11 protein-coding genes are annotated in these 13,611 nt (G+C 47.7%); 8 read left to right on the top strand and 3 right to left on the bottom strand.

What is annotated here, in order from left to right; translation table 11 throughout:
* Positions 1-29 precede the first annotated feature (29 nt).
* The 6 genes from LDN30_RS03160 (at position 30) to LDN30_RS03135 (ending at position 5,957) form a co-directional block, all read left to right on the top strand.
* A complete protein-coding gene (locus LDN30_RS03160; protein ID WP_223927116.1) occupies positions 30-1,232 on the top strand; it encodes a hypothetical protein in 1,203 nt (400 codons plus the stop codon).
* A gap of 126 nt (positions 1,233-1,358) precedes the next feature.
* Positions 1,359-1,829: a hypothetical protein gene (locus LDN30_RS03155; RefSeq protein ID WP_223925321.1), complete on the top strand. Its 471-nt coding sequence runs from the start codon at positions 1,359-1,361 to the stop codon at positions 1,827-1,829.
* Positions 1,830-1,963: 134 nt separating this feature from the next.
* A complete protein-coding gene (locus tag LDN30_RS03150; protein ID WP_223925319.1) occupies positions 1,964-2,791 on the top strand; it encodes a cysteine peptidase family C39 domain-containing protein in 828 nt (275 codons plus the stop codon).
* 273 nt (positions 2,792-3,064) lie between these two features.
* Entirely contained in the window at positions 3,065-4,246 is a 1,182-nt protein-coding gene (locus LDN30_RS03145; RefSeq protein WP_306421494.1) for an ISAs1 family transposase, read from the top strand.
* A gap of 158 nt (positions 4,247-4,404) precedes the next feature.
* Positions 4,405-4,713 carry a C10 family peptidase gene (locus tag LDN30_RS03140; RefSeq protein WP_223925315.1) on the top strand — a complete coding sequence of 103 codons (309 nt, stop codon included), beginning with the start codon at positions 4,405-4,407 and terminating at the stop codon, positions 4,711-4,713.
* Between the two features lie 1,055 nt (positions 4,714-5,768).
* Positions 5,769-5,957 carry a hypothetical protein gene (locus LDN30_RS03135; RefSeq protein ID WP_223928710.1) on the top strand — a complete coding sequence of 63 codons (189 nt, stop codon included), beginning with the start codon at positions 5,769-5,771 and terminating at the stop codon, positions 5,955-5,957.
* A gap of 196 nt (positions 5,958-6,153) precedes the next feature.
* Here the strand turns inward: LDN30_RS03135 and LDN30_RS03130 are convergent, their stop codons facing one another.
* The 3 genes from LDN30_RS03130 to LDN30_RS03120 form a co-directional block, all read right to left on the bottom strand.
* Positions 6,154-7,206 (bottom strand): transposase, encoded by a 1,053-nt coding sequence (locus LDN30_RS03130; protein WP_223925205.1) that lies wholly within the window; start codon positions 7,204-7,206, stop codon positions 6,154-6,156.
* Positions 7,184-7,624: an ISAon1 family transposase N-terminal region protein gene (locus LDN30_RS03125; protein ID WP_223925203.1), complete on the bottom strand. Its 441-nt coding sequence runs from the start codon at positions 7,622-7,624 to the stop codon at positions 7,184-7,186. Before LDN30_RS03125 ends, LDN30_RS03130 begins: the two co-directional genes overlap by 23 nt.
* A 504-nt stretch (positions 7,625-8,128) precedes the next feature.
* Complete coding sequence (locus tag LDN30_RS03120) at positions 8,129-10,885, bottom strand: DNA gyrase/topoisomerase IV subunit A (protein WP_373316515.1); 2,757 nt, start codon at positions 10,883-10,885, stop codon at positions 8,129-8,131.
* A gap of 174 nt (positions 10,886-11,059) precedes the next feature.
* On the opposite strand from LDN30_RS03120, the gene LDN30_RS03115 reads away from it, so the two are divergent.
* Complete coding sequence (locus tag LDN30_RS03115) at positions 11,060-12,610, top strand: glycine--tRNA ligase (protein ID WP_223925308.1); 1,551 nt, start codon at positions 11,060-11,062, stop codon at positions 12,608-12,610.
* Positions 12,611-12,622: 12 nt separating this feature from the next.
* Complete coding sequence (gene bamJ / locus LDN30_RS03110) at positions 12,623-13,381, top strand: BamJ family beta-barrel-assembly machinery protein (protein WP_223925306.1); 759 nt, start codon at positions 12,623-12,625, stop codon at positions 13,379-13,381.
* Positions 13,382-13,611 lie beyond the last annotated feature (230 nt).

Below are 13,611 nucleotides of genomic sequence, written 5' to 3'. Positions count from 1 at the left end.
TAGCTTTGGCCGTGTGCATGTACATCCGCATGGGATGCGGATTTCGTTCAATCGTCAACGGATTGGAGTTATTCAATGACTTTCTCGGCGGTGCCCTCGGTGTAATACCATCACACCAGACAATTGAGAATTGGCTGCTCAAGGCTGGTATCGTAGAGTATCTTGACTCATGTAATAAGTTCAGAGGGAAGGAATACTCTATCATTATAGACGAGAGTATCACCGTCGGAAGTCAGAAGTTGCTGGTTATTCTCGCAGCTCCAGCACAGCACGAGGGCAAGACATTGAAGCATGGGGATGTCGAGGTGCTGGCAATGGCTGTATCGTCATCATGGAAAGCCGGAGACGTAGAAAGGGAGATAATAAAACTGAAGGACAAAATCGGAAAGACTCCAAAATATATTGTCAGCGACAACGGGCATAATCTCAGGAAGGGAGCAGAGTTAGCTGATGTCCCGCGCCATCGAGACATCAGTCACACGATTGGTCTTATTCTTGAGGACGAATACAAGGAAAGAACTGATTTCAAGGAATTTATGGATATAATGAACAAGAAGAGATTGTCATATCAGCTTACCGCTAACGCATATCTGCTCCCGCCAAAGTTACGGACCATATCGAGGTTCATGAATATGTCAAAGTGGGTGGAATGGGCTTGGGCCATACTCCAAGTCTATGACGATCTTGGCGAAAGCCAGAAGGCTGCCTATACGTTTGTGCTTGACTATAAGGAGCTAGTTACAGAGCTCTACCATGTAATGGAAACAGTTGACGTTGTATTCACGAAAGTAAAGAAAGAAGGTCTTTCGCATACCTCTGCAAAGTACTGCAAGGATTACATCTGGATCAATCTGTTGCGGAAGGACGAAATAGCAGAAGGATGCAAAAGAGTCGGTCGTGCCATAAGGCGTTACATAAATGAAGAGTGCGCCCTTCTTAAATCAAAGGACGAATGCCACAACATCACGTCGGATATCATAGAATCAACTTTCGGCGTTTATAAAAGCATACAGCCGAAAAACAAACACTGTGGGATAACGCCCATAGTTCTGGCCTTGCCTCTGTACGGAAAAGTTACGGACAGCAAAAAGAGAAGAAAGATTGACTTCAAGGAGAAAATGGAATGCGTGAGAATGGCTGATATAAAGGATTGGAAAGAAATGACTCTGCTTGACAATTGGCAAGTAAGGAGAATGTTGGACCTCAAAAGTAAGAAACGAAAAACGGCTTAAATTTTTGACAGCCTAATTGGGAGGGTATAATGTTAAAAGCACCATTTGGATTGAAAAAAAATAAACTCTGAGTAAGGGTTTCCAGTAATTTTACCGTCATTAAAGTAAATCATAAAAATAAAAGAAATGAAAAAGTATTTGGTTTTTACAACATTAACTATGTTCATAGCCGTTCTCTTCATTGCCTGCAGCAAGGATTCTGACGATTCCGACCGCTACCCACAACTTAACAAGGAGTCTTTCTCCCTGTCCTCGCTGCTCCCCGACACCCTGTATTCTGTCAACAAGAAGGACTACACTCTTGAAAGGATGGTCATTCTTTCAAGGACTGACAATTCCACATTGGGAGAATTAAAATTCTCATCCAATCCGGTTGACATTGTAGTTGGTGGCAACAAAATAGGCTCTGTCTCTTACCACAACGGAAAGGTTTCTGCAATAGACATCCCTGACCTTTGCAGCATCACCCTCATTGGTGATATTTTAAACAAGAAATGTGCCTATAAAATTCAAGCATATGCCAAAGCTTCTTCTTCTCCTTATTATATTATCATCTTCGCCATGGACGGAGCTCCGGTTGGTATCACGATAAAATAATCTTAGGACTTCGTTGATTTAAGTTTATCTATTATTCGAGATTATAAGTAAAATATGAAAACGTTAAAGACATTGTTGTTTATATTCATTGCTTCTATATCCATTATGTCATGTGATAACGATGAGACAACGGATTGAGTGTAAGTAAGTCGGATATAACTAAAGTTATATCTGATATAGCTATTGAATTTGTACAAGGAATTACTGAAACTGACGACCTTGCTTCAAGGGCCGTAAACACTACAACTATTGATAACATTACGAAAGTTCCACTAACACAAGTATCTAATCTGCAATTGACACGTAGTACATCTGATAATTATGTTGCAGATACTGTAGTGGCAGCTTCATTATCTAACAGAAAAGGGACTGTTATTCTAATTAAGGATAATATAGACATTCTTCCAATAGCATATTTCAAGAAGGAAAATGACGTTAATATTGAAGAAGTCCTCACCGATACGACCTCTGACTTGTCTTTCCTGTTACAATCTACTATAGACGATGCTGTTTCAGACAAAGTACTAAAGTCTGCCACAAGTCAAAATAATAATATTATTGAGCATTTGACACCAAAGTGTAAGGTGTCTTGGCACCAACGCTCACCATACAATAGATACTGCTTTACAAGCGATGGAAAGCAAGCTGTTGCGGGATGTGTTGCAATTGCAGGCGCACAGGCTCTGTCTGTACTTCAGCCAAAAATGAGCATGATTAGTTCATGGGATGAAGCCACAAAGCAATATCCAACAAATAAGGCTATAGACGAAATAGCAAGACTGGTAAATTATATTGGGAAGCAAACAGGAATGAAATATGGAGTTAATGCTTCAGGAACAAAGGCTGACAAACTGGTAAGCTTATTTTCTGTATATGGAATTAACAACTATGGAGGCTCAAATATAATCAATGTGCTAAAGACAAATCATGGCATAAGGGCTCTTTCATTTAAGCCGACATAGAAGACAATATGTCACAATGTAATCCGTTTAAATGAATGTGACGATAGGCACAAACGCCCGAAGGCGGTTTCTCAACCGCCAGGCTCTTAATACCTTTTGTCATATATTTTTATTTTTGAAGAGGGGGTTTATGGTATTTGTGCGATTAGTGCACTTTGTGCCCCCTCTTCTTTTTACACTGCAAAGATACAAAATAATTAGCTAATAACCAAACAATTACGCACTTTTATCATCTCGGATGCAACTTTTTCTTCCCTATAAGGGATTAAGAGTTTGGCGGTTGAAAAACCGCATTTGCTGAGCCGAGATTTGTTAAATTTTATCCACTCAGTACCAGATTATCGTAGGATGAACAAAGGCAACTGTAAACACAAGTTGTCCGACATGCTTCTGCTGGTTATTTTGGCCAGGGCATGCGGCTGCGAGACTCGCAAGGACATTGTGGCCTTTGGAACGATCCATTTGAGCTACTTGCAAGACCACCTCGGCATTCTTGCTAAGGGATGTCCGTCCGAGCCCACACTTTGCAGGATGGAAGGTGGAATCGACGACATTACTTTGGCCTCTTTGGTTTCGACATTATCACGAAAATACGTGTCGGAGCATGATGGAGCAAACAGACGGCACATTGCAATTGACGGCAAGTTCATGCTGGGTACGAAAATTGGCGACGGACGCTCTCCTGATGTTGTGACTGCTTTCAGCGTGACCGACCGGTTGCCGCTTGACACTGAAATGTGTGAGGTGAAAAGCAATGAGATAAAGGCTGTGCCCAAAATCATAGAGCGGGCTGACTACATGAATGGATGCGTTATAACTGCGGATGCCATGTCGTGCCAAAGTTCTATCATCAAAGGCATCGTCGGGAAGGGAGCTGACTATCTTATTGCGCTGAAAGCCAACCAGAAAGCAGCAAGATGGTCGGTAGAGGACGCTGTGCCTACGCTGCATCCTAACGACGAATGGAAGACGGAGTGGGAACTTGCCCACGGGAGGCTGTACCAACGCCGATGCCGTGTATATTCAGACATATCCGGTATCAAGGCGCTTGAAAAATTCCTCAATGTCAAGGCTGTGATTGCCATAGACACGCATACGATTGAAAAGAAAAGCGGAACGGAACAAAAACAGACGAGGTACTATATAACCAGTTTGGAAGAAAGGGCACAGACTTTGGATCGAATCAGCCGCATGCACTGGGGAATCGAGAACAATCTCCATTGGACGCTGGATGCAAGAATGCGCCAGGACCGCACAAAGAGAAAAGAAACAAAGTCGGCCAGAAACTTGGACTCGATCCAGAAGCTTGTTTATATCATCTACACCATAGCCTCCAAAAAGCACCTGCCAGAGACCATCAGAAAGAGGAAAGAACTCTTTAAAGTCAAGTTCTCAGCCATTGCATCTTACGCCAAGAACAGCTTGGCCTATGCTATTTCTCTTCTCAGTCTGTAGAGGTCGTTAATTTTGAGGGATATATAATAAGCCCTAAGCTACATCCAGCTTGGGTAGGGGATACTTTATCCATTGGTCATCAGACCTTTACTACAAATAGCATTTCTGCGGTAAAGCGGAGACTGAGCAACAATCATGCCATGTCAGTCTAAATTTAAATGAAAGAACCGTATCATGGCATTGTAGTTATATCAGGCTATAGGGCCAAACATGGTTGGGGACCTTGGAAGCATTATGTTGATGGTCATGCGTTTATCGCAGATGGATATATTAAATACAAAAGACAAAATGATCCTTATTACCTACACCTTAACTATGGATGGGGTAATTATTATAACAAAGATGTGTACCTTCTTAGTTCCCAAGGTAGATGGGTTGAGGACGAAGCTCGTCAGGCATATGGGATAATTTACCCGCACAAAATGAAATTCTTTTCATACACATATCCTATTGAGAAAAATTGGTAGATTATTATTTATACTATTAACTCACGCAATTACATTTTCCATTCCGTGAGAATCTGATTGTGTGAGTTGTCACATTTGTTATAGCTTATACTGGCTGACGTTATTGCCTTGACCAACAAGCTCGCGGAGGAATTCCTCACGGCTGCGGTGACGGACATTTGGGTTCTCGCCACAGGTGGAGCCGGCAGCGATGTTCAGTGAACAAAGGATGCGCCCTGTGTTTCTTCCCGGTGCCTACTTGCTTCGAAGCAAGCTTCGGCAAGTCGGCACCGGGAAGAAACAGCCTTCATTCCTCAGGCTTGCATCACGGCAAGGAAAACCAGGAAAACCGCTGACGCCGCGAGATTGGATACACCTGCATAGGATCATACTCAAAGCACATATTTCGCAAATTGTATTAATCAACTTGGCGAAGTATCCTTGTTATCGTATTTTCTCAGCCAACGCAAAGCCCCGACGACTTGAAATTTGTGACGTGTTCACCATCCCTGAAGACCGCGATTTTTACTCTGCCAACGCAAAGCCCCGTCGGGGCTGGCAGTGGCAAAGAAATTTAAGGCCGCTAACCCTGCCTATCTGCAACTTTCAAAGCATCACGTTGGCAATGTGTTTGTGATGAAATAATTATGTTGGCAACACTCTGATAATTAGCATGTTGCTGCATTCATCCACCGTAAGGGTGGGATTATCCCCACCATAGCAGCTACGGTGTATAGTTTTCATCTCGCCCGCTGTTGGTAGAATGGGGATGAGCCCCATCCCTACGCGGCAGAGTGCTGCAAGTGCTTTAGTATCAGTGGTTTTGTTGGTTTTATTTGCGATTGCAAACGCAAGAGGTTTTATTCGTTTTTTCTTCAGACGAGAATGCGCTTTCCTGACATCGCACTTACTTATGACCCGATATTATCTCCTTATCCCGCTGAAGATACCTTCGTAAGCCGTTGAAGATATATTCGTGAGCCAATGAAGATATTTTCGTGCATAGCATACAACATATATATTGTAAAGCACAAATACCTCCTTCTTGCGGAAAGGTTGTATTCGGCCCTGACGAATTGGAGCCAGAGTTTAATACGCCAAGCGATATTCCTGTTTATGTGCCAAAAGGCACGGCAGATTTATATCGCAATGCCGTCGGTTGGAATTACTTCACCAACTTCATCGAGACAGATGACTTCCCGACATCAGTTAAATCGACGTTAGCCACGAGCAGCATTGAAGTTTACGGACACAATGGCACTTAGGTCATTAAGAGTCAAGGCACCACAGCAAGTTATGCAATTTACTCCATCTGCGGGAAGTTGATAAACAATGGAGCCACAGAGCACGGACAAAGCCAAATATCATTGCCTCATGGAATATATATGGTCAAGTCAGGACGCAAAATGTATAAAATAATCGGCGCAGGGGGATTTTTCCGTGGATGCCCCCTGCACTCGCCTAACCAAATATCGTGAAACAGCGGAACATGAAGAAGGGAAGGTCACTGACCCCATGCACCTGAGCACGCAGTCCCTTAATCTTTGAGTTGAGCGACTCGGCTGGCGCATTCGTTGACCTGTTGTTGAAGAAGTTTAGCACATACTCCTCTTTGGCCTTGATGGTGTCACGTACTGATATGATTTCCCGAATGCGGGTTCTTCCGACATTCTTGTACCACTTATGGAGCGCTTTCTTTGCACTCTTCCTGTCCTTTTTCTTGCTGAAGATGTTGCGCAGGGCGCAGAGCAGACCGTATGCAGCCTTCATCTTTGGCTCAATCTCAAAGAGCAGGCGCATTTCCTCCTTCTGGAAGTCAGTCCAGTCATTGTGGTTTTTCGTCAGCGGGTATCTTACGTGCGTCAGCAAGTCGGCTTTGGTCTCTCCATTGCTGAGTTTCTTCGGCTCAAACTTTTCATTCTTCCGCTTGCGCGGCCTGCCGAGGCGTTTGCCGTTCTTGCTCTTCTTGACCTCATGGGTCTCGGCGTACCTGTCCCTTGCCTTGGCCCGCTTCTCTTGCTGCTTTCTGAACTCCCGCTCCTCTCTCTTGACCTCGGTCGTGTTGGTGCGCTTGAGCTTCATGCGCATCGCATCAAGTCCCCTGGTCGTATAAAGCTGGATGACATGGAAATGGTCTATAACTATCTCTGCCTGTGGGAAGGACTTCTTGACAATGCCCATCATGCTGTCGGAGAAGTCCATCGACACCTCCTTGACTTTATTTCGGCTCTCTTCTTGTATCTCGTCAAAATGCTTCGTCACGTCAGCAACGGTCGTGCCCTTGACTGCAGCTATGAGTGTTCCCTTCTTGCAGTGTCCGTCCCTGTTGGAGAGGAACGTGATCAGGTCATGGTGAAGCATCGTCTCGTCTATGCACAGTCGCTCGCCCATGTTCTTCTCTTGAAGCACCCACTCACCGGCATGCTCCTTCTGGTCCCAGTCCGTAAAGCCACTCAGATGCTCCTTGTAGGCACGCCCGAGGTACTTCCCGTCAGTCCGGAAGAAGCGCCCCACGCATTGGGCCGTCACTGGGAAGGCATCCAACCATTTTTTTTAAGAAATCCGCAAACTCTACAGAGTAGCAGGTTCCCTCTGCCACAAGAGGCAGGGTTTCAAGGACGACGTTGTGACCGTCTCCGTCCAACCAACGACGGCGACGGACATGCAGCAGAACTTTATGCTCGCGTTGTGGGAAGTCATTGAACAAGCGAGGCTCCGTGAAACCGTTGGGCTGAAGGTCATGCCAGACCTTGTCACGCAGGTCGCGCTCGTCAAGGTAGATGTGAAGAATACGGATGACGGTGCCTGTTTCGTCCTTCTCGTTAGTAACTTCTTCGTCGATCTTAGTGATCTCGAAGTAATCAAGGATGCCATCGGGCAGCATGTAACGGACTAATGTTGAGTAGTCGAATGTCGATAGTTTCTTTGCCATGCTGCAAAGGTAACATAGTTTCCCGACATCAGCAACGCTGTTTCACTATATTTTAGTTAGGCGAGTGCAGGGACATCCACGGAAAAATCCCCCTGCGCCAAATAATCTTGTAGCTTCGGTAACATGCTGAACCACTGCTCAAAGATTGCATGGAATGGCGAGAAATGACATCTGAACTGAGCTTCGATGTTTAGATTTCATAAATATAATAGTACCGGAATATCCTCATCGGAGGCTCTCGGCGGATTCTTCTCAGCATGACTTTTGCATTGCGGAGGTCGCTCAGTAAGGTCGTTGTTGGGGCAACACGGCCCATTGTCAGGGTCGTTCAGCACGCGTTGACAGCCGGTTTGATCCGCCACGCAAGAGTCCGCCACCGCCTGGGCGCGAACGAAGGAAGACCATAAGACATGCGAAGCGGAATTGCGGAATGGATGGCCGACGACGATACGGGCAAGAAAAAGGGCACAGAAGGAGTCGTTTCCTTCCATGCCCTTTTGCTGTTTATTCATCATCGGGGAACAGTTCTAACTGCCCTGTTATCTCATCGATCACCTGCCGTTGCGATTTTCCGGCATCGGGATCGAGGTTCTCTGCGGAATCGTTGGCGGTGCCGTCGGAACCGCCGGAGGCATCGTCGTCGCCGTTGTCCTGCTCCTCGGGGAAGCGTGTTGGCTCCAGCTCCTCAATCTTCTCCACCGCATAAGTGGTGATGCGCTTGCCTTTGGCCTTGAAGCCCTTTACTCCCACGAACTGCTCGCAGTCGATTTCCTCGTTGCCACGGGCCGCATCGGCTCCGCCATAGACGACATTGATGCGGGGATAGACCTGGTCGGTGAGGAGGATAAGGCGTGAGTTGGGATTGTCGCCGACAAAGCTCTGATGCTTCTTGCTCTCCTCCATATAGAAACGCTTGAGGTAGGGGTAGTTCTGATTGTCGGCATCGTAGACGACAGCCGTCCAGACTTTTTTCGAGTCGAACTTCTCTATCCGCAGGATATCGCCGTCGTAATGGTTGTTGGAGTCGAAGTTGGTGAAGTAATATTCACCGTTCTTCAGGACAACGAGAATCTCATCGTCGTCGAAGAACTCACCAAGGAGCTCACCATGACTGTCGAAGTTGATGCGCTTCACATCGGGATCGAACCACACCTTGCGGCCACCGAGGGTGGAATGGCCGTGACTCTTGAGCGAGATGCGGTGGATGCCCTCGCGCGTGAGGAGGTTGCCCTGGGCGGCACGGCCCTTGATTTTTATCGTCGAGAAGTCCTTCTCCATGAAGATGTTCTGCTTTTTCTTCTTAGGATTGGGATTGAGGGTGACCTTGATAACCTCAGCCTCACCATTGGGATTCGCCGTGAAGTACATAACCTTCGATCCGGGGGTACCGAGGGTGAGGTCGTATTCGCGGTCGCGGGTTATAGACGTGATGTTGAAACGCTTTATGTAGTAAGGGCCGGTCTTGCCGTCGCGGTACACTACATTATATATAGTGCGCTTGTCGCCCTTCTTGAACACCTGCACGTGGAGGATGTTCTTGCCCACGAACACCTTGTCCTGAATCTTGATAACCTTGTATTTTCCATCGCGGAAGAAAACCACGACATCGTCGAGGTCGGAGCAGTTCTGCACGAATTCGGCCTTCTTCAGACCGTAGCCGATGAATCCCTCCTTGCGGTCGACGTATAGTTTCTCGTTCTTCTCGGCAACCTTCGCGGCGATAATCGTGTCGAAACTCTTTATCTCGGTGCGGCGGGGATGGTCCTTGCCGTACTTCTTCTGGAGAAACTGGAACCACTCTATCGTCACACGCGTCATCTCGCTGAGGTCCTTGTCGATACCGGCAATCTCGTCCTTGATACGCGCGATGAGCTCTTCGTTCTTGTCCTTGTTGAACTTTGCGATGCGTTGCATCTTGATTTCCAGCAGCCGCAGGATGTCCTCCTTGCGCACCTCGCGAATCATCGAGGGGTAGAACGGAGTGAGACACTTGTCGATATATGCGCAGAGCTCGTCGGTATTAGTGGCGTTCTCGAAGGGTTTGCCTTTATATATTCGCTCCTCAATGAATATCTGTTCCAACGAGGCGTAGAACAACTGCTCCTGGAGCTCACCCCGACGGATTTCGAGTTCGCGGCGGAGCAGGCCCTTTGTGCGGTCTACGCTGTGGCGGAGGACATCGCTGACAGTAAGGAACTGTGGCTTGTTATCCTCAATGACACAGCAGTTTGGGGCAATATTTATCTCGCAGTCGGTGAACGCGTAAAGGGCGTCAATGGTCTTGTCGGAGCTTACGCCGGGGGCGAGGTGCAGCTGAATCTCCACCTCGCGGGCAGTCATGTCCTCGACCTTGCGAATCTTCAGTTTGCCTTTCTCCACGGCCTTCGTTATGCTCTCCTGGAGGGAGCTTGCCGTCTTGGTGAAAGGAATCTCACGGATGACGAGGGTTTTGTTGTCGAGTTTCTCTATCTTGGCGCGCACCTTCAGCGTTCCTCCGCGCTGACCGTCGTTATATCTCGACACGTCGATGCTGCCGCCCGTGGGGAAATCGGGGTAGAGATGGAACTCCTCGCCACGCAGATAGCTGATGGCTGCCTCACAAATTTCATTGATATTATGGGGCAGGATGCGGGAAGAGAGGCCTACGGCAATGCCGTTGGCACCCTGGGCAAGAAGCAGAGGGAATTTCACAGGCAGCGTGATAGGCTCCTTGTTACGGCCGTCGTACGACAGCTGCCACTCTGTTGTCTTGGGGTTGAAGACGGTGTCCAGGGCGAATTTCGACAGACGGGCCTCGATATAACGGGGTGCGGCTGCCGAGTCGCCGGTGAGAATGTTGCCCCAGTTACCCTGAGTATCGATGAGCAAATCCTTCTGGCCCATCTGCACCAGAGCATCGCCGATGGAGGCATCGCCGTGAGGGTGATACTGCATGGTGTGTCCCACGATATTCGCCACCTTATTATACCGGCCGTCGTCCATCTGCTTCATAGAGTGGAGGATACGGCGCTGAACAGGTTTCAGACCATCCTCGATATGTGGAACAGCACGCTCGAGAATAACATAGCTCGCATAATCGAGGAACCAGTTCTTATACATGCCCGACAAATGGTGGACGGCCGAAGCATCGAAACGGTCGACCGGCTTGTAGTCGGAATGCTCATCGACGGCGAGATCATCACCGTCGGTGCCAGTTTCGTCCTGCTGGCGGGAGAGATTCTCGTCCTTCTTGTCTTTATCTTTGTCCTTTATATCGTCCATAATGGATTATTTCAACTGTAATTGAGATTTTATAACTTCTTGCAAAGATAGGAAAAATAATTCTAAAGAGCAAGTTTTAACGACTTTAAGTTAAGTTTTATCATGCTGTTTTGGTCGGTTCAATAAAATAACGTATCTTTGCAAACCAAATAATTAATAACAATTTCAATTATAATGGCACACGAAGAAGATGTATTCAAGAAGATTGTAAGCCACTGTAAGGAATATGGCTTTGTCTTCCCAAGTTCGGAAATTTATCCTGAGGGCCTCGCCGCTGTCTACGACTACGGACCAAACGGTGTAGAGCTCAAGAACAACATAAAGAAATACTGGTGGGATTCTATGGTCCTGCTCCACAATAATATCGTCGGTATCGACGCAGCCATCTTCATGAACCCTACCGTATGGAAGGCCAGCGGCCACGTCGACGCATTCAACGACCCTCTCATCGACAACCGCGACTCGAAGAAGCGCTACCGCGCCGACAACCTCATCGAGGACCAGATTGCGAAATACGAAGAGAAAATTGAAAAGGAAGTGAAGAAAGCCGCCAAGAAATATGGTGATGCTTTCGACGAGGCTGAGTTCCGTTCGACCAACAAACGCGTGCTCGAACATCAGAAAAAGCGCGACGACCTCCACGCCCGCTACACGGCAGCAATGCAGGGCCCGGACCTCGAGGAGCTGAAACAGATTATCCTCGACGAGGGTATCGTAGACCCAATTTCGGGAACGAAGAACTGGACTGATGTCCGTCAGTTCAACCTTATGTTCTCAACCGAGATGGGTTCGACGGCCGACACGACAAAGAAAATTTACCTCCGCCCTGAGACGGCACAGGGTATATTTGTCAACTTCCTGAACGTTCAGCGCACGACCCGCAACAAACTGCCGTTCGGTATCGCTCAGATCGGTAAGGCTTTCCGTAACGAGATCGTCGCCCGGCAGTTCGTTTTCCGTATGCGCGAGTTCGAACAGATGGAGATGCAGTTCTTCTGCCAGCCGGGAACGGAGATGAAATGGTTCGAATATTGGAAGAAACATCGTCTGCAGTGGCACGAGGCATTAGGCATGGGCGACGAAAACTATCGCTTCCACGACCACGAGAAACTCGCTCACTACGCCAACGCAGCCACGGATATCGAGTTCAAGATGCCGTTCGGATTCAAGGAAGTCGAGGGTATTCACTCCCGCACGAACTTCGACCTGTCGCAGCACGAGAAATATTCGGGCACAAAGATGCGCTACTTCGACCCAGAGACCAACGAGAGCTACGTCCCGTACGACGTCGAGACGTCCATCGGCGTAGACCGTATGTTCCTCTCGGTCATGTGCCACAGCTACGAGGAGGAGAAATTGGAGAACGGCTCAACACGCGTTGTGCTCCATCTGCCTGAGCCGTTGGCTCCAATCAAATGCGCCGTGCTGCCGCTTGTCAACAAGGACGGACTGCCAGAGAAGGCCAAGGAAATACAGGACGAGCTGAAATTCCACTTCACAACACATATCGAGGCCAAGGATTCCATCGGCAAGCGCTACCGCCGTCAGGATGCCATCGGCACTCCGTTCTGTGTCACCGTCGACGGCGACACACTGAAAGACAATACCGTCACCCTGCGTTTCCGCGACAGCATGAAGCAGGAGCGCGTTCCTATCGAGAACCTCCGGGGCATCATCGAGGACCGCGTGTCAATCACTTCGTTACTGAAGAAACTGGACATTTAAACTATTCCGACTTTGAAAACCATACGAAAATACATACCAGCCCGCAACCCGTCGGTTGTCAAGACATTGGCGGCTATGCTGATGTTAGCGGCAGCCATGGTCATAGTATCATGCTCCGAGAACGACGATACCGTCAATGAATGGGAAAACTGGCAGGAGAAAAACGATACGTACTGGACAAATATCTACCAGCAGGCACAGCAGAAGATTGCTGCCGGCGACACCACCTGGAAGATAATTCCATGCTGGACGATGACAGGACAAAACGCTACCGACTCCACCAGAACACCAACTCTTGACCCTACCGACTATATTGTGGTCCACGTAGAGAATAAGGGCGAAGGAACCACATCGCCGTTGTATACCGACAGTGTGCGAATCCACTATTTAGGAAGGATGATTCCATCGCCGACATTCTCGTCAGGCTACGTCTTCGATGCCAGCTACGACTACAACGAGCCGTATAATCTCTTGACAATGAGACCATATACGGCATCGCCAAACGCTTTCATCGAAGGTTTCACAACGGCATTGCTGAATATGCACAAGGGCGACCGCTGGCAGGTGTACATCCCGTACGCGCTGGCCTATGGCAGTTCAACACCTACGTCGAGCTCAAGTTCAAGCAACGGGGTCACCTATTCGTCAAGCACTTCGACAACTTACGGCATCCAACCGTACTCCGACTTGATCTTCGACATCACGCTTGTCGACTTCTACAAGCCCGGCGAAAAGGTTCCAGTAGCTTACTCTAAAAAGAGCGCGTGGTAGTTTCTGGATAAGAAGGTAGCTTACGCTAAGAAGAGCGCGAGGTAGCTTACGGGAAGAAAATAGCTTACAAGAAGCGCAACGAGTATAGTTCCTGGACAAGAAAGTAGCTTACACGAAGAAAAAACGTATGGTAGCGTTCAGGTAGAACGATATTGGAAAGTCAATACATTCATTATATAAGAGGTCGCCTCACAAGAGGCGGCCTCTTTTTAGTTAAATTGCCTTTTCAA

The sequence above is a fragment of the Prevotella lacticifex genome (assembly GCF_019973375.1).
Classification (GTDB): domain Bacteria; phylum Bacteroidota; class Bacteroidia; order Bacteroidales; family Bacteroidaceae; genus Prevotella; species Prevotella lacticifex.
Note: the sequence above shows the minus strand (reverse complement) of the source record. Positions and strands in the feature narration are given on the sequence as shown.

Coding starts and splice junctions, on each gene's coding strand:
- LDN30_RS03160 (WP_223927116.1), top strand. CDS start 30: ATGGGATGCGGATTTCGTTCAATCGTCAACGGATTGGAGTTATTCAAT.
- LDN30_RS03155 (WP_223925321.1), top strand. CDS start 1,359: ATGAAAAAGTATTTGGTTTTTACAACATTAACTATGTTCATAGCCGTT.
- LDN30_RS03140 (WP_223925315.1), top strand. CDS start 4,405: ATGAAAGAACCGTATCATGGCATTGTAGTTATATCAGGCTATAGGGCC.
- LDN30_RS03125 (WP_223925203.1), bottom strand. CDS start 7,624: ATGGCAAAGAAACTATCGACATTCGACTACTCAACATTAGTCCGTTAC.
- LDN30_RS03120 (WP_373316515.1), bottom strand. CDS start 10,885: ATGGACGATATAAAGGACAAAGATAAAGACAAGAAGGACGAGAATCTC.
- LDN30_RS03115 (WP_223925308.1), top strand. CDS start 11,060: ATGGCACACGAAGAAGATGTATTCAAGAAGATTGTAAGCCACTGTAAG.